The following is a 15,481-nucleotide window of genomic DNA, read 5'->3' as shown; positions in this document are numbered from 1 at the left end:
ACTCAACCCTCGCGTTTGGCACACATCAGCTCGGCGGTGCACACTACTTCGCCGTCAACGCTGGCAACACCGGTAAACTTGGCAATGCCTCTGCGTTCTTTCAGATAAACCACGTCCAGCACCAGTTGATCTCCCGGTACCACGGGGCGCTTAAAACGGGCGTTGTCGATGGAGGCAAAGTAATACAGCTCATTGGGCTTGGGCTTGCCCACCATCTTGAATGCCAGAATGCCGGTGGCCTGGGCCATGGCTTCCAGGATCAGCACACCGGGAAACACCGGCTTGTTGGGAAAGTGGCCGGTGAACATAGGCTCGTTGAACGACACGTTCTTGATGCCGCGCAGCGTCTTGCGCTCAGGGCTGATTTCGTAGTGGGCCACCTTGTCGACCATCAGAAAAGGATAGCGGTGCGGCAACAGTTCCAGAATTTCCTGGATGTCCAACTGATTCAGTTCGTTACTCAAAATTTAACCCTACCAAATGTGCTTAATCTTTGTTGTTTAATTTTTTCTCAAGCTGGCTCAGCCGCTTGTGCATGTCGTCGATGCGCATCACGCGCGCCGCCGTTTTGCGCCATTCCTTGTTCGGTTGCAGCGGAATACCGGAGGAATAGATGCCGGGCTCGGTAATGGGTCGCATCACCATGGCCATGCCGGTAATGGTGACGCCGTCACAGATCTCCATGTGGCCGTTGAACACCGAGGCGCCGCCAATAATACAATATTTACCGACCTTGAGACTACCGGCCATGATGGTGCCTCCCGCCATGGCGGTGCCGTAGCCGATTTCCACGTTGTGGGCGATCTGGCACTGGTTGTCGATGATCACGTTGTCGGCGATGCGGGTGTCGTCCAGAGCCCCCCTGTCTATGGTAGTACAGGCGCCGATTTCCACCCGGTTACCGATGACCACGCCGCCGAGCTGCGGAATCTTGACCCACTCCCCTTTGTTGTTGGCATAACCGAAGCCGTCGGCGCCAATCACCGTGCCCGACTGCACCAGGCAGTCGGTCCCCATGGTCACACCGTGGTAGATGGTGACGTTGGCCCACAACCGGGTGCGGGCACCCAGGCGCGTATTTTTGCCCACGAAGCTGCCGGGACCGACGATAACGCCGCTTTCAAGCACCACGCCGGACTCGATCACCGCATTGGCGCCGATGGCCACGCCCTCGCCCAGGGTGACGTCGTCCGCCACCACGGCAGTGGGATGAATGTCCACCGCCGGAGCCGGTGTGGTGTCAAGGGCCTGGGCCGCCAGGGCAAAGCCGAGGTAGGGATCCTTCATCACCAGACAGGGCACCGGGCTTTCGCCCTTGTCTTCTGCCCGCAGAATAACGGCCGTGGCCTGCGTACTCGTTAGCAGGTGGCGGTATTTGCCGTCGGTGAGAAAGGCGATGTCGCCGGGGCCGGCCTTTTCCAGGGTGTTGACCTTGAGAATGGGCTCAGCCGCATCGCCGTGCAGCTCGGCGCCCAGTGCCTGGGCCAGTTGTTGCAGTGTTACGCTCATGGGCTTGCTCTTGTTATTACTTGCTGACGCGGCTGATCACCTGCTGGGTGATGTCGAGGGAAGGTGCCATGTAAATGACGGCTCCCCGCTCCAGTACCAGGTCCAGACCCTGCGCCTTGGTGATGTCATCTATCGCGACCTTGATGCGCGACAGCATTTTCTGGCGTTCTTCGTTTTCGCGGCGGGCCCGATCCTGCTCCAGCGCCCGGGCCTTTTGCACGAAGTTGGCCTGCATATCATTAAGTTTTTTCTGGGCCTCGGCCTTTTGCTGGTCGTTCATAAAGGCCATGTCTTTTTGCTGTTTTTCCACAAAGCTGCGGCCCTGCTCTTCCAGCTGCTGTACTTCCTTCACGCGAGAGGCGAACTCGTTTTTCAGCTGGTTACGTACCACCTCGCGTTGGGGCATTTTCTGAAATACCTCGCCGGTATCCACCACGGCGATCTTGCCCTGCGCCTGGGCCAGGGTGGCAGTCAGCACCAGCGCCAGGGCGCCGGCCAGTTTAAACAGTTTGTTCATGTGCATGCTCCTTGTTCGGTGAGGGATGAAGGGTGAGGATATCGATTTCTCCTCACGCCCGACGCCTCACCCTTCACGTCTTTATTTAAAACGTACGGCCGATATTGAAGTTGAACACCTCGGTTTCATCCCCTTCCACCTCGGTGATCGGGGTGGCCAGGGAGAATACCAGCGGGCCCAGCGGCGACAGCCACTGCATGCTGACGCCGGCCGAAGCACGATACTCGCCCGGATCGCCGAAGTCATAACACCCGGAGGTGCAACCGGCGAACCGTGACGCATCGTATTCGGTGTCCCATACCGTGCCCACGTCCATAAACAGGCTGGTACGCAAAGAGCGTTGCAGGTCTTCACCGGCAAAGGGCGTGGGCACAATCAGCTCGAGAGAACCGGCCAGCAGGGCGTTACCACCGATGGTGTTGTCGTCGGTGCTCAGGGTGCCGTTCTCGTCATAGACGGCGCGCGGACCCACCGAGTTGCTCTTGAAACCACGCAGGGTGTTAAAGCCGCCTGCGTAGTAGTTTTCAAAGAACGGCAGCCGGCCGGTACTGCCGTAGCCGTTACCGTAGGCGGCGCGGAACTTGCCGTGCAACACCCAGTTGTGCTTGCGATCCAGCGGGAAATAATGGCCGTCGTCAAAGCTCAGCTTGTAATACTGCAGGTCCGAGCCGGGCACGGTGACCTTGGCGCTGACGCTCTGGCGGCTGCCGGCGGTGGGGAACATGCCCCGGTTAAGGGTGTTGCGGGTCCAGCCGGCGGTGATGTCGAAATCGTCAAAGGTGATATCTTCATCATCGTTCACGCCATTCTCGGACCAGAAGTCCTGCAGCTGCAACGAAGGATCGCTCGGCTGGCTCAGGGTATTGTGCTCATAGCCCAGGCTGAAGTTAAGGCTGTTGTCCTCATCGATGGGAAAACCGGTCAGGCCACGCACACCATAGGTGGTGCTTTCGTAGTCGATCGAGCCGAAATCGTCATCAGGGTCAAACGCGCGGTAGTAGACCCGGCCACCCAGGCTGACGCCATCCACGGTGAAGTAGGGGTCGGTAAAGTCCAGCGACACGTTCTTGGAGTAGTCGTTCATCTGGGAGTTAATACCCACCCGGTTGCCGGTGCCGAGGAAGTTGTCCTGCTGCAGTCCGGCCTGAATGCTGAAGCCGGAGTCGGTACCAAAGCCCACCCCAAAGTTAATGGAGCCGGCGGGCTGCTCCTTGACCTTGACGTCCAGGTCAACCAGATCCTCTTCACCGGGAATACGACGGGTTTCCACCTCGACGTTTTCAAAGTAACCCAGCCGGTTCAGACGGGTACGGGACTGCTCGACGTTCTCGCTCGACAACCAGGTGCCTTCCACCTGACGCATTTCCCGGCGCAGCACCTCGTCCTTGGTGATTTCGTTGCCGCTGAAGTTAATACGGCGCACATAGACCCGGTTGCCCGGTTCGATGTTAACCACCAGCTCCACCTTTTTGGCGGCTTCGTCGATCTGCGGAAAGGTGTTGATACGCGGATAGGCGTAGCCAAAGCGGCCGAGAAACCGCGACAGCAGCTCTTCCATATGGGCGACGTCGCCGGCGGAGTAGAGGTCGCCTTTCTCGATGGGCACCAGTTCATTGATCTCCCGCTGGCGGTCGATCATGTTGCCGCGCAGGCTGACGCCGGAGACGGTGTACTGCTCCCCTTCGGTGACGTTAAGGGTGATGTAGACACCCTGCTTGTCGGGTGACATGGACACCTGAGTGGATGTCACGTCGGCCTTGAGGTAACCCCGGTCGCGGTAAAAGGAGCGCAGGGTTTCTATGTCGCCGGCCAGCTTCTGTTTCTGGTAACGCTGGTCGCCCAGAATGTTCCACCAGGGTACGTCATCGGACAGCTCCAGCTGATCCAGCAGTTGCTCTTCGCTGAAGGCGCGGTTGCCGACAATGTTGATCTGCTTGATTTCGGCGGCCTCGCCTTCCACGAATTCAAATTTGAGGTCCACCCGGTTACGAGGCAGCGGCGTCAGCACCGCCTTGACGTTGGCGGAGTATTTGCCCACGCCGTAATAAAAGTCTTCCAGGCCTTTTTCCAGCTCGCTCAGGGTGGTGCGGTCCAGGGGCTCACCCACTCGCACGCCGGCACCTTCCAGGCTTTCCCGCAGTTGATCTTCCTTGATCTCCTTGTTGCCGCTGAAGCTGATGCCGGCAATGGTGGGACGCTCGGTCACCTGCACCACCAGCACGTCGCCGTCCCGCAGCAGTTGCACCTGCTCAAAGTTGCCGGAGGCATAGAGGCTGCGAATGGCCTCGGCCAGCTGGGCCTGATCCACTTCTTCGCCCACCCGTACCGGCAGACTGAGCAGCGCGGCCCCCAGGGTGACCCGTTGCAGGCCCTTGACCTGAATGTCTTCTACCACAAAGGGGGAGATGCCGCCCTGTGCCTGAGCCAGCATGCTGGCTCCCAGCAGGCAGGACGCGGCGAGCGTATTGGTTACAGCCCTTGTTTTTGCCATAGCCTGACTTGATCCTTGTGTCTTGTCGCCTTACAGGCGACCAATGTCATTAAACAGTGCCAGCCCCATCAGCAATATCAGCAGGGCCGCTCCTATTCGAAAACCCAGTTCCTGCACGCGCTCCGGCACCGGCCGGCCGGTCACTGCCTCTACCAGGTAAAACAGCAGGTGGCCGCCGTCGAGCACCGGCAGGGGCAGCAGGTTGATGATGCCCAGGTTGACGCTGACCAGCGCCATAAAGCTGAGAAAATACACCAGGCCGAACCCGGCGCTGGCACCGGCGCCCTTGGCGATGGAGATGGGCCCGCTCAGGTTGTCGACGGAGACGATGCCGGTCAGCAGTTTGCCAATCATGTTAAAAGTCAGCACCGTCAGTTCCCAGGTACGATCCATACCCGCCCACAATGCCTTGACCGGCCCGTAGCTCAGCTCGAAACGGTAGCGTTCGTCCACCGGGGTGACCGACGGCGCCAGTCCGACATAGCCAATGGCCCTGTCGTCGGTCTCACGCAACGCCGGGGTCAGCGTCAGGTCCAGGCTCTGACCGCCCCGCTGTACCACAAGTTCCACCGGAATGCCGGGCGAGGACTGCACCAGGGCCACAAACTGATCCCAGTCGGCGAGTTTTTCGCCATTGGCGCTGTACAGGGTGTCGCCGGGCAGCAGCCCCGCCTGTTCGCCGGCGCCCCCCGCCAGCACCTGCTCCAGGGCCAGGGTAGGAGTCGCCCCCTCGGGCCGAAGGCCCAGGGCGGAAATGGGCGATTCACTGTCGGGGTCGAACTGCCAGCTGCTCAGCGGCACCGTCAGGCTTTGGTTGCGACCGTCGGCATCCTGTACCTGCATGCTCAGTTGCTCGGCACCAATACGGCCGATCAGGGCAAAGTTGACATCTTCCCAGGTAAGCACCTCGTTGCCATCGATGGCGGTGATCTGCATGCCCGGCTGCAGGCCGGCCATGGCCGCCGGCGACTCGGCGGTCACATCCCGCAGCACCGGCTTGACCGAAGGCACGCCGATCATGAACATCAGCCAGAAGGCGAACACCGCAAACAGAAAGTTGGCCATGGGCCCGGCCACGACAATGGCCATGCGCGCCCATACCGACTTCTGATCAAAAGCCTGATCCGCCAGCTCAGCGGGCACCTCGTCCACCCGGCCGTCGAGCATTTTGACGTAACCGCCCAGGGGGATCATGGCCACCACATATTCGGTGCCGTCACGGCCGGCCTTGCGCCAGATGGGTTTGCCAAAGCCGATGGAAAAGCGCTCGACCCGCACGCCATTGCGCCGGGCCACCCAGAAATGGCCGTATTCGTGTACCGCCACCAGTATGCCAAGGGCGACGATAAAGGCGCCCAGGTTCCACAATATGCCGATCATGCTTGCTTCCCGATCAGTTGCCCGGCCAGCCGCCGCGCTTGCGCGTCCAGGGCCAGAATGTCTTCCAGCGACCGAGCCCGGCTGGCGCCCAGGCTGTCCATGACCTTTTGGTTGATACCGGCGATGGCCATAAAGGCCAGCCGCCGCTCCAGAAAGGCCGCCACCGCCACCTCGTTGGCCGCATTCAGCGCCGTGGTGGCGCCCTGCCCCGCTCCACAGGCGTCGATGGCCAGCTGCAGGCAGGGGTAACGGGCCATGTCGGGTGCCATAAAGCTCAGCTCACCAAGACGTGTGAAGTCGAGCGGCGCCACCCCGGACTCGATGCGTTCGGGCCAGGCCAGGCTGTGTGCGATAGGAGTCATCATATCCGGCTGACCGAGCTGGGCCAAGACGGAACCATCCGAGTACTGCACCATGGAATGGATCACCGACTGGGGGTGCACCAGCACGTCTATCTGGTGTGGCGCGGCATTAAACAGCCAGCGCGCTTCGATGTATTCCAGCCCCTTGTTCATCATGGTGGCGGAGTCCACGGAAATCTTGGGCCCCATGGACCAGTTGGGGTGATTGACCGCCTCGGCCGGGGTTACCTCGGAAAGCTGCTCTACCGGGGTATAGCGAAAGGGTCCGCCGGAGCCGGTCAGCAGGATCTTGCCGATACCGGCGCCGGCGAGGTCCCCTCTGCCCGGGGTACGTTGCAGCTCGGGAGGCAGGCACTGGAAGATGGCGTTATGCTCGCTGTCCACCGGCAGCAGTTCGGCACCGCTGTGATGCACGGCATCAATAAACAGCTCGCCGCTCATCACCAGGGCTTCCTTGTTGGCCAGCAGCACCCGCTTGCCGGCCCGCACCGCCGCCAGGGTGGGCAGCAGGCCGGCGGCGCCCACTATGGCCGCCATCACGGTATCGACCTCGGGCTCGGCGGCCACCTGACACAGGGCCTCGGCGCCGTCCAGCACCTGTGTGCGACTGCCGGCCTCATTCAGCCGCCGGCGCAGCTCGGCGGCGGCGGCGGGCTCGGCCATCACCGCAAAACGGGGCGCGAACTCCAGGCAGTCTGCCAGCATGCGTTCAACCTGACGGCTGGCGGTCAGCGCAAAAACGCCAAAACGCTCGGGATGGCGGCGCACCACCCCAAGCGTACTCTGGCCAATGGAGCCGCTGGCTCCGAGTATGGTCAGCTGTTGCATGTCAACCCTGCCCCGCCAGCCGGTACACCACCACGAAGATGGGCAGTGCCGCGGTCAGGCTGTCGATGCGGTCCATGATGCCGCCGTGGCCGGGCAAAATGCTGCCCGAGTCCTTGAGGCCGGCCTCACGCTTGAACATGCTTTCTACCAGGTCTCCCAGCACCGAGGCCAACACCGCCACCACGGACGCCAGCAGCACCGCCTGGGTCTGGGCCGCCGGCAGTGCCACCGCCTGCGTCACCACCAATGCCAGGACACAGGCGGCCAGTACGCCGCCGATCATGCCTTCAATGGTTTTGCCCGGGCTGACGCTGGGGCACAGCTTGTGCCGGCCCAGCGCCTTGCCGGCAAAATAGGCGCCGGTATCGGCGGCCCACACCAGGGCCATGACAAACAGCAGCAGCCAGGCGCCGTAGTGCGGGTTTTGCTCATACTGATAGCTGCGCAACACCAGCAGCGACCAGAAAAACGGCACCAGGCTGAGCAGGGCAAACACCGCCTTGAGCCAGGGCCGGCCCTGCCACAGCGCACGACTGGCCGGATAACGCAGCACCAGCGGCAGTGCGCACAGCCACCACAATGCGCCGGCGTTCAGTACCAGGTCAATCCAGCCGTGCAGGCCGTCGGCCCAGATATGCTCGATGGGGACACTGGCCATCAGTGCCACCAGCACCAGGGCCAGGAACACCATGACCACATTGGTTTTTCCGGCATCGATAAAATGGCCCCATTCCCTCCCCGCCAGCAGGTAGACGGCGGTGGCAAAGAGGGCAAAAAACGGCAGGGGCAGCATAAAAATGGCCCCCAGCACCACAGGGATCAGGCACAAGGCCGTGATGATACGAAGCTTTAGCAAGAAATGTCCTCTCTTCGAGGGTGAAGGCCTTTCGCCTTGCATGCTCACCCTTATCGTTATTATTCGTTGTCGGCGCCAGCCTTGTGCTCCAGCAGCTCTCTAATCTGAGCGCCGGTGCAGCCAAAACGCCGTTCCCGACCCACAAAGGCGGCAATGGCGTCGCTGAACGCCTCTTCGCCAAAGTCGGGCCAGAGCACGGGGGTAAAATAGAGCTCCGCATAGGCCAGTTGCCACAGCAGAAAGTTGCTGATGCGCTGCTCGCCGCCGGTGCGGATCAGCAGGTCCACCGCCGGCAGATCGCTGAGCTGGATCTGCTGATGCAGCGTTGCCTCGTCGATGTCTGCCGGGCTCAGGCTGCCGTCGGCCACCCGTTCGGCCAGTGCCCGGGCCGCCTGGGTAACGTCCCAGCGGCCACCGTAATTGGCGGCAATATTGAGGGTCAGGCCGGTGTTGTTGGCGGTGAGGCGTTCGGCGTCGTCGATTTTGCGCTGCAGGTGCGGCGCGAAGGCGCTGCGATCCCCTATGATGCGCAGACGAATGTTGTTGCGGTGCAGCTTGCGCACTTCCGAGCCCAGCACGGCGATAAACAGGCTCATCAGGGCGCTGACCTCATCCTGGGGACGGCGCCAGTTCTCGCTGGAAAAGGCGAACAGGGTCAGGGCCTCAAGGCCGAGCCGGTAGCCAAAACTGACCGCCGCCCGAACCGACTTCACCCCGGCCTTGTGGCCGGATACCCGGAATTTGCCCCGTTGTTCGGCCCAGCGGCCATTGCCGTCCATGATGATGGCGACGTGACGGGGTAGGCGGGACTGTTCGTCTGTTGCTGCCGTAGCTGGCATAGTCTCTCCTGCACAAAAACAAACGCCGTGCAGGCAGCTACACGGCGTCGGCTACTATACCTGATGTAACTATCAGATTTCCATCAACTCTTTTTCCTTGGCGGCCAGGGCGTCATCCACCTGCTTGATGTACAGGTCAGTCAGCTTCTGCACGTCATCCTGAGCGCGACGATCGTCGTCTTCGGAGATTTCCTTTTCCTTCAGCAGGGCCTTCAGGCTGCTGTTGGCGTCACGACGAATGTTGCGAATGGCCACCCGGCCCTGTTCGGCTTCGTTACGCACTACCTTGATCAGGTCCTTGCGGCGCTCCTCGGTCAGCGGCGGCAGCGGAATGCGGATCATGGCACCGGCGCTGGACGGGTTCAGACCCAGATCCGACATCATGATGGCCTTTTCCACCGCTTGAATCATGGAGCGGTCAAACACGGTCACCGCCAGGGTGCGGGAGTCTTCGGTGGTGATGTTGGCCAGCTGGTTGAGCGGGGTAGAAGCGCCGTAGTAGTCAACACTGATGCTGTCGAGCAGGCTGGGATGAGCACGGCCGGTACGCACCTTGTTCATCTGGGTTTTCAGCGCTTCCACGCTTTTTTCCATGCGCGCCTTGGCGTCGGTTTTAATGTCGTTTATCACGGTCGTTATCCTTTTTTGTCTCGGTGAGGAGTGAAGAGTGAGGAGTGAGGGGTAAAACCAACAGTCGGCACCTGTTTGGTCTGTTCTCCTCACACCTTCCCCCTCACCCCTCACAGTTTATCAGAGCTTGTTGCTGATCAGGGTGCCTTCGGTTTCACCCATGACGGCCCGGCGCAGTGCCCCCGGCTTGTTCATGTTGAACACACGAATGGGCAGGTTGTGATCCCGCGCCAGGGTAAAGGCGGCCAGATCCATGACCTTGAGCTCGCGGTCGAGCACGTCATCGTAACCGAGGTGATGATACAGCTCGGCGTCGGGGTTCTTGACCGGATCTTCACTGAACACACCATCGACCTTGGTGGCCTTGAGCACCACGTCGGCCTCGATCTCGATGCCACGCAGACAGGCGGCCGAATCGGTGGTAAAGAAGGGGTTGCCGGTGCCGGCAGAGAAGATCACCACTCGGCCCTTGCGCAACAGGCTGATGGCATCCGCCCAGTTATAACTGTCGCACACGCCTTCCAGGGTAATGGCTGACATCAGACGGGCATTCACATAAGCACGGTGCAGGGCATCGCGCATGGCCAGGCCGTTCATCACGGTGGCCAACATACCCATGTGGTCGCCCACCACGCGGTTCATGCCCGCCTTGGCCAGGCCCGCACCACGGAACAGGTTGCCGCCGCCGATCACCAGGCCTACCTGTACGCCCAGTTCTACCAGTTCCTTGATTTCCTGAGCCATACGCTCCAGTACGGCGGGGTCGATACCAAAGCCTTCCTCTCCCTGCAGCGCTTCACCGCTGAGTTTGAGAAGAATGCGTCTGTATGCGGGTTTCGGATTGGTACTCATGCTTTCTATTCCTGGTCATAGAAAGACCGCGACGAAATGTCGCGGTCCGAACAGCATTAAAAGGGGCGGGAATTAACCCTTGGAAGCGGCGATCTGAGCCTGAACTTCGGCAGCGAAGTCTTCTTCCTTACGCTCGATACCTTCACCCACTTCGAAACGTACGAAGCCCAGGGCGTCGGCGCCGTTCTGCTTGAGCAGGTCGCCCACGGAGATGGACGGATCCTTAACGAAGGGCTGACCGGTCAGGGAGATTTCGCCGGTGAACTTCTTCATGCGGCCTTCAACCATCTTCTCGGCGATGTCTTTCGGCTTGCCGGAGTTAACGGCGATTTCCACCTGGATTTCACGCTCTTTGGCCACTACTTCGGCGGACACGTCTTCGGGCTTAACGAACTGCGGGCTGGAAGCAGCCACGTGCATGGCCACGTCTTTGGCCAGCTCTTCGTCGCCACCCTGCAGGTTGGCGATAACGCCGATGCGGGTGCCGTGCAGATAAGTGGTCACGTTGTCGCCTTCCACCAGCACGACGCGACGCAGGCTCATGTTTTCACCGATCTTGGCGATCAGGTTGGTCAGGGCGGTTTCAACGGTTTCACCGTTGGCCAGCTCGGCGGCCTTCAGTACTTCAACGTCGTTGATCTTGTTGGCCAGGGCCAGATCGGCGATCTGCTCACCCAGGGCGCGGAAACTGGCGTCCTTGGCAACGAAGTCGGTTTCGCTGTTCATTTCTACCAGCACGGCAACGCTGCCGGCCTGGCGGGCCAGGATGATACCTTCGGCGGCGATGCGGCCGGCTTTCTTGGCGGCTTTGGCCTGGCCGGACTTGCGCATGTCTTCAATGGCCTGCTCGATGTCACCGTTGGCTTCGATCAGGGCTTTTTTACAATCCATCATGCCGGCGCCAGTGCGCTCGCGCAGTTCTTTTACCAGGGCAGCGGTAATGTTTGCCATTCGTAATGTCCTCGGTCTTGTTAAGAAAACAGGGGCACATGGCCCCTGTTAACCTGTAACTTGCGTATGGTTAATAAAGGCGTGAGCTGAGCTCAGTCTTTATTATTCTTCTACGACGTAGTTGTCTTCGGCTTGCACGGCCAGGTCTTGCGCGCGGGCAGCGTTCACGGCATCGGCAGCGGCGCTCAGGTACAGCTGAACGGCACGGATGGCGTCATCGTTACCGGGGATGATGTAGTCCACGTTGTCCGGGTTGGAGTTGGTGTCAACTACAGATACCACGGGGATGCCCAGGTTGTTGGCTTCCTTGATGGCGATGTGCTCGTGATCCGCATCGATGACGAACAGTACGTCGGGCAGACCGCCCATGTCCTTGATACCACCCAGGGACTTTTCCAGCTTTTCCATTTCGCGAGTACGCATCAGCGCCTCTTTCTTGGTCAGCTTTTCAAAGGTACCGTCCTGAGACTGGGCTTCCAGATCCTTCAGGCGGCTGATGGACTGACGTACGGTTTTCCAGTTGGTCAGCATACCGCCCAGCCAGCGGTGGTTGACGTAGAACTGGTCGCACTTGGTAGCGGCTTCTTTAACGGCTTCAGAAGCTGCGCGCTTGGTACCAACAAACAGGATCTTTCCTTTCTTGGAAGCAACGTTGCCCAGGTAGTTCAGCGCATCGTTGAACAGGGGAACGGTCTTTTCCAGGTTGATGATGTGAACCCGGTTGCTGGCGCCGAAAATGTAAGGCTTCATCTTGGGGTTCCAGAAACGGGTCTGGTGACCGAAGTGAACGCCGGCTTTCAGCATGTCGCGCATAGATACTTGTGCCATGATTTCCTCAAATATGTATTGGGTTAGGCCTCCACACATCCCATGACTCCGACCCGAAGGCACCCTGGAGCATGTGCCGATGTGTGTGTGTGTTAAAAAAGTGAATGTTGGTGACGGCGGAATTGCCCAACAGACGCAACCCGGCATCACGGCGCGCTTTATACCACATTTGCCCCGCCCGCACCAGAGCCGGGTGCGATTTCGGCGCTGGAAGTTGGCGGCCGGCAAGGGTACACTTTTGACCCTCTCACGGGTACGCCCGCTAAATCGCCCAGCCATTTCACAGAGACGAGTATGAGCATAGTCATAAAAACCCCGGAAGAAATCGAAAAAATGCGCGTGGCCGGCCGCCTGGCCGCAGAGGTGCTGGAAATGATCGAGCCCCATGTAAAGCCCGGCGTGACCACGGACGAACTCAACCGGATCTGCCATGACTATATCGTGAATGAGCAACAGGCCATTCCGGCGCCGCTGAACTACCACGGTTTTCCCAAGTCGATCTGTACCTCGGTCAACCACGTGATCTGTCATGGCATTCCGTCCGACAAGAAACTCAAGGACGGCGACATTCTCAATATCGACATCACCGTGATCAAGGACGGCTACCACGGCGACACCTCCAAAATGTTCATCGTGGGCAAGCCCGGCATCATGGCCGAGCGCCTGTGCCGAGTGACCCAGGAGTGCATGGAACTTGGCATTAAAATGGTCAAGGACGGAGTGCACCTGGGCGACATCGGCGCCGCCATTCAAAAGCACGCCGAGGCCCACAACTATTCCGTGGTGCGGGAATACTGCGGTCACGGCATTGGCAAGGAGTTCCACGAAGAGCCCCAGGTGCTGCACTACGGCAAGCCGGGCACCGGCGAGGTACTGAAGGCCGGCATGTGTCTGACCATTGAGCCGATGATCAACGTGGGCAAGCGCCACAGCAAGATGCTGAACGACGGCTGGACCGTGGTGACCAAGGATCGCAGCCTGTCGGCCCAGTATGAGCACACCCTGCTGGTGACCGAAACCGGCTGTGAAGTGCTGACCCTGCGGCAGGACGACAACCTGCCGAGAATCATCACCGCCGAAAGCTAAAACTGAAGTAGGTTGGGATGAGCAACGTAAATCCCAACCTTTTCCCACTCCCTGTTCCCCATACCCCGAATAACCTCCATGAAGCCCAACGTTACCCGTCGCCCCCGCAAGCCCGCGCCGAAAAAGCCCTCAGGCCCACCGGTTACCTTATTGCTGAACAAGCCCTATATGGTGCTGTGCCAGTTTACCGACGGCGAGGGTCGCGAGACTTTGGCCGACTACGTGGACGTGCCTGGAGTGTATGCTGCCGGCCGGCTGGATCGGGACAGCGAGGGCCTGCTGGTGCTGACCAATGACGGCGCCCTCAATGCCCGCCTGACCCAGCCCGGGCGCAAGACCGCCAAAACCTACTGGGTGCAGGTGGAAGGCGACCCCACTGAGGCCGACCTCGACCAGTTGCGACAGGGCGTGGAGCTGAAGGACGGCCCCACCCTGCCGGCCAAGATACGGCGCATGGACGAGCCGGCAGTCTGGCCGCGCAACCCGCCCATACGCGAGCGCAAGGCCATTCCCACCACCTGGCTGGAGATACAAATCACCGAGGGGCGCAATCGCCAGGTACGGCGCATGACCGCCCATATCGGCTTTCCCACCCTGCGGCTTATTCGCTACGCCGTGGGCAACTGGACCCTGGACGACCTGCCACCCGGGCAATGGAGAAAACTATGAGTCATGCGGTAACCCTGGCGGTGATCGTGCGCGCCAATGAGCGCTTTTTGATGGTGGAAGAATGGCAGCAGGGCAAAGTGATGTTCAATCAGCCCGCCGGCCACCTTGAGCCGGGTGAGAACCTGCTGGACGGCGCGCGCCGCGAGTTGCTGGAAGAAACCGGCCTGGCGCTGCCGCTGACAGAAGCGGTGGGTGTGTATCAATACACGGCGCCGGACAACGGCAAGCACTTTGTGCGCTTTACCTTTTGCACCGAGGTAGCCGAGCCACTGGCCACCCACCCACAGGACCCGGACGGTGACATTATTCGCTGCCACTGGCTGACCCTGGCGGAGATAGCAGCCCTGGGCGATCGGCTGCGCAGCCCGCTGATCCTGGCCTCCCTGCAGGATTACCTCAAAGGCGAGCGGTTTCCGCTGTCGGCGCTGAAACCGGCCCCGCGATAGGCCCCATTTCATGGGGGTAATGATGGTGCATATAACGATCAGAAACGGAGCTATATCCCTCCCTCCTTCCCCATTACCCCTCACGACATTTGTCTGGTAAAATAGCGCCCGTTTTGCAATCGAGTTAATGGGCGTTATGAGCGATAACAGTCAGCTGAAAGTGATTGTCGGCATGTCCGGCGGTGTGGATTCCTCGGTCTCGGCCTACCTGCTGCAACAGCAGGGCTATCAGGTGGAAGGCCTGTTCATGAAGAACTGGGAAGAAGACGACACCGACGAGTACTGCTCCGCGGCGGAAGATCTGCGCGACGCCCAGGCCGTGTGCGACAAACTCGGCATCGAACTGCACACCATCAATTTTGCCGCCGAATACTGGGACAATGTGTTCGAGCATTTTCTGGCGGAATACAAGGCCGGCCGCACCCCCAATCCCGACATCCTGTGCAACAAGGAAATCAAGTTCAAGGCGTTCCTGGAATTCGCCGCCGAGGATTTGGGTGCCGATTACATCGCCACCGGCCACTATGTGCGCCGCAGCTTTGACGACGAACCCAGGTTGCTGCGCGGCCTCGACGGCAACAAGGATCAGAGTTATTTCCTCTATACCCTGAGCTCTCAACAGGTGGCCAGAAGCCTGTTTCCGGTGGGCGAGCTGGAAAAGCCCGAGGTGCGCCGCATTGCCGAACAGCTGGAGCTGGTCACCGCCAAGAAAAAGGACTCCACCGGCATCTGCTTTATCGGCGAGCGCAAGTTCACCGACTTCCTGGCCCGCTACCTGCCCGCTCAGCCCGGCAACATTGAAACCGTGGACGGCGACATCATCGGCCAGCATCAGGGCCTGATGTACCACACCCTGGGGCAGCGCAAGGGCCTTGGCATCGGCGGCCTGAAAAATGCCGGCGACGAGCCCTGGTACGTGGTCGACAAAGAAGTGGAACGCAACGTGCTGGTGGTGGCCCAGGGCGATCACCCCCGCCTCTATTCCGACGGCCTGATCGCCCGCCAGCTGCACTGGGTGAATCGCCAGCCGATCACCGAGCCGGTGCGCTGCAGCGTGAAAACCCGCTACCGCCAGACCGACATTCCCTGCACCATTGAGCCGGTAGATGCCGACACCATTCGCGTGCTGTTTGACGAGCCTCAGGCGGCGGTCACTCCGGGCCAGTCGGCGGTGTTCTACCACGGCGAGGTCTGCCTGGGCGGCGGCATTATTGAAACCCGGTTCAACAAGGATTAA

General features: G+C 60.3%; 15 protein-coding genes and 1 pseudogene. 4 read left to right on the top strand and 12 right to left on the bottom strand.

Annotation, left to right across the window (positions count from 1 at the left end):
• Window positions 1–2: 2 nt before the first annotated feature.
• The 12 genes from fabZ to rpsB form a co-directional block, all read right to left on the bottom strand.
• Window positions 3–464, bottom strand: coding sequence for a 3-hydroxyacyl-ACP dehydratase FabZ (gene fabZ, locus OJHNALOF_RS12195; RefSeq protein ID WP_014293049.1), 462 nt, complete (start codon window positions 462–464; stop codon window positions 3–5).
• A 22-nt stretch (window positions 465–486) separates the two neighbouring features.
• Window positions 487–1,509, bottom strand: a complete 1,023-nt coding sequence (gene lpxD / locus OJHNALOF_RS12190) for a UDP-3-O-(3-hydroxymyristoyl)glucosamine N-acyltransferase (RefSeq protein WP_165662175.1) — start codon at window positions 1,507–1,509, stop codon at window positions 487–489.
• Between the two features lie 16 nt (window positions 1,510–1,525).
• Window positions 1,526–2,026, bottom strand: coding sequence for an OmpH family outer membrane protein (locus OJHNALOF_RS12185; protein WP_165662174.1), 501 nt, complete (start codon window positions 2,024–2,026; stop codon window positions 1,526–1,528).
• 85 nt (window positions 2,027–2,111) lie between these two features.
• A complete protein-coding gene (bamA, locus tag OJHNALOF_RS12180; protein ID WP_165662173.1) occupies window positions 2,112–4,517 on the bottom strand; it encodes an outer membrane protein assembly factor BamA in 2,406 nt (801 codons plus the stop codon).
• Window positions 4,518–4,547: 30 nt separating this feature from the next.
• Window positions 4,548–5,897, bottom strand: a complete 1,350-nt coding sequence (gene rseP, locus OJHNALOF_RS12175; protein WP_165662172.1) for a sigma E protease regulator RseP — start codon at window positions 5,895–5,897, stop codon at window positions 4,548–4,550.
• Window positions 5,894–7,087 (bottom strand): 1-deoxy-D-xylulose-5-phosphate reductoisomerase, encoded by a 1,194-nt coding sequence (gene ispC, locus OJHNALOF_RS12170; protein ID WP_094200748.1) that lies wholly within the window; start codon window positions 7,085–7,087, stop codon window positions 5,894–5,896. Before ispC ends, rseP begins: the two co-directional genes overlap by 4 nt.
• 1 nt (window position 7,088) lies before the next feature.
• Window positions 7,089–7,943 carry a phosphatidate cytidylyltransferase gene (locus OJHNALOF_RS12165; RefSeq protein WP_094200747.1) on the bottom strand — a complete coding sequence of 285 codons (855 nt, stop codon included), beginning with the start codon at window positions 7,941–7,943 and terminating at the stop codon, window positions 7,089–7,091.
• 59 nt (window positions 7,944–8,002) lie between these two features.
• Window positions 8,003–8,782, bottom strand: coding sequence for a polyprenyl diphosphate synthase (gene uppS, locus OJHNALOF_RS12160; protein ID WP_165662171.1), 780 nt, complete (start codon window positions 8,780–8,782; stop codon window positions 8,003–8,005).
• A 72-nt stretch (window positions 8,783–8,854) separates the two neighbouring features.
• Entirely contained in the window at window positions 8,855–9,412 is a 558-nt protein-coding gene (frr, locus tag OJHNALOF_RS12155; protein WP_094200745.1) for a ribosome recycling factor, read from the bottom strand.
• Window positions 9,413–9,532: 120 nt separating this feature from the next.
• Window positions 9,533–10,264, bottom strand: a complete 732-nt coding sequence (gene pyrH, locus OJHNALOF_RS12150; RefSeq protein ID WP_014293058.1) for a UMP kinase — start codon at window positions 10,262–10,264, stop codon at window positions 9,533–9,535.
• Between the two features lie 72 nt (window positions 10,265–10,336).
• On the bottom strand, window positions 10,337–11,215 hold the full coding sequence (tsf, locus tag OJHNALOF_RS12145; protein ID WP_165662170.1) for a translation elongation factor Ts: 879 nt from the start codon (window positions 11,213–11,215) through the stop codon (window positions 10,337–10,339).
• Window positions 11,216–11,317: 102 nt separating this feature from the next.
• Entirely contained in the window at window positions 11,318–12,043 is a 726-nt protein-coding gene (rpsB, locus tag OJHNALOF_RS12140; protein WP_094200836.1) for a 30S ribosomal protein S2, read from the bottom strand.
• A gap of 294 nt (window positions 12,044–12,337) precedes the next feature.
• Between rpsB and map the strand changes: the two genes are divergently transcribed.
• The 4 genes and pseudogenes from map (at window position 12,338) to mnmA (ending at window position 15,481) form a co-directional block, all read left to right on the top strand.
• Window positions 12,338–13,129, top strand: coding sequence for a type I methionyl aminopeptidase (gene map / locus OJHNALOF_RS12135; protein ID WP_094200743.1), 792 nt, complete (start codon window positions 12,338–12,340; stop codon window positions 13,127–13,129).
• 78 nt (window positions 13,130–13,207) lie between these two features.
• Window positions 13,208–13,795 (top strand): annotated as a pseudogene (locus OJHNALOF_RS12130) (pseudouridine synthase); the annotation flags it as partial.
• Window positions 13,795–14,244: an NUDIX hydrolase gene (locus OJHNALOF_RS12125; protein ID WP_165662168.1), complete on the top strand. Its 450-nt coding sequence runs from the start codon at window positions 13,795–13,797 to the stop codon at window positions 14,242–14,244. The pseudogene OJHNALOF_RS12130 and the gene OJHNALOF_RS12125, both read left to right, overlap by 1 nt.
• A gap of 136 nt (window positions 14,245–14,380) precedes the next feature.
• Complete coding sequence (mnmA, locus tag OJHNALOF_RS12120; RefSeq protein WP_165662167.1) at window positions 14,381–15,481, top strand: tRNA 2-thiouridine(34) synthase MnmA; 1,101 nt, start codon at window positions 14,381–14,383, stop codon at window positions 15,479–15,481.

Source organism: Oceanimonas sp. MB9, from assembly GCF_011319775.1.
Taxonomy (GTDB): Bacteria; Pseudomonadota; Gammaproteobacteria; order Enterobacterales; family Aeromonadaceae; genus Oceanimonas; species Oceanimonas doudoroffii.
The sequence above is the reverse complement of the archived record's forward strand: the minus strand, read 5'-3'. Positions and strand labels throughout refer to the sequence as shown.

Bases quoted from the DNA above. Each gene is read 5' to 3' on its own strand.
- lpxD (WP_165662175.1), bottom strand. From the start codon at position 1,509: ATGAGCGTAACACTGCAACAACTGGCCCAGGCACTGGGCGCCGAGCTG.
- OJHNALOF_RS12185 (WP_165662174.1), bottom strand. From the start codon at position 2,026: ATGAACAAACTGTTTAAACTGGCCGGCGCCCTGGCGCTGGTGCTGACT.
- bamA (WP_165662173.1), bottom strand. From the start codon at position 4,517: ATGGCAAAAACAAGGGCTGTAACCAATACGCTCGCCGCGTCCTGCCTG.
- rseP (WP_165662172.1), bottom strand. From the start codon at position 5,897: ATGATCGGCATATTGTGGAACCTGGGCGCCTTTATCGTCGCCCTTGGC.
- ispC (WP_094200748.1), bottom strand. From the start codon at position 7,087: ATGCAACAGCTGACCATACTCGGAGCCAGCGGCTCCATTGGCCAGAGT.
- uppS (WP_165662171.1), bottom strand. From the start codon at position 8,782: ATGCCAGCTACGGCAGCAACAGACGAACAGTCCCGCCTACCCCGTCAC.
- pyrH (WP_014293058.1), bottom strand. From the start codon at position 10,264: ATGAGTACCAATCCGAAACCCGCATACAGACGCATTCTTCTCAAACTC.
- tsf (WP_165662170.1), bottom strand. From the start codon at position 11,215: ATGGCAAACATTACCGCTGCCCTGGTAAAAGAACTGCGCGAGCGCACT.
- rpsB (WP_094200836.1), bottom strand. From the start codon at position 12,043: ATGGCACAAGTATCTATGCGCGACATGCTGAAAGCCGGCGTTCACTTC.
- map (WP_094200743.1), top strand. From the start codon at position 12,338: ATGAGCATAGTCATAAAAACCCCGGAAGAAATCGAAAAAATGCGCGTG.
- OJHNALOF_RS12125 (WP_165662168.1), top strand. From the start codon at position 13,795: ATGAGTCATGCGGTAACCCTGGCGGTGATCGTGCGCGCCAATGAGCGC.
- mnmA (WP_165662167.1), top strand. From the start codon at position 14,381: ATGAGCGATAACAGTCAGCTGAAAGTGATTGTCGGCATGTCCGGCGGT.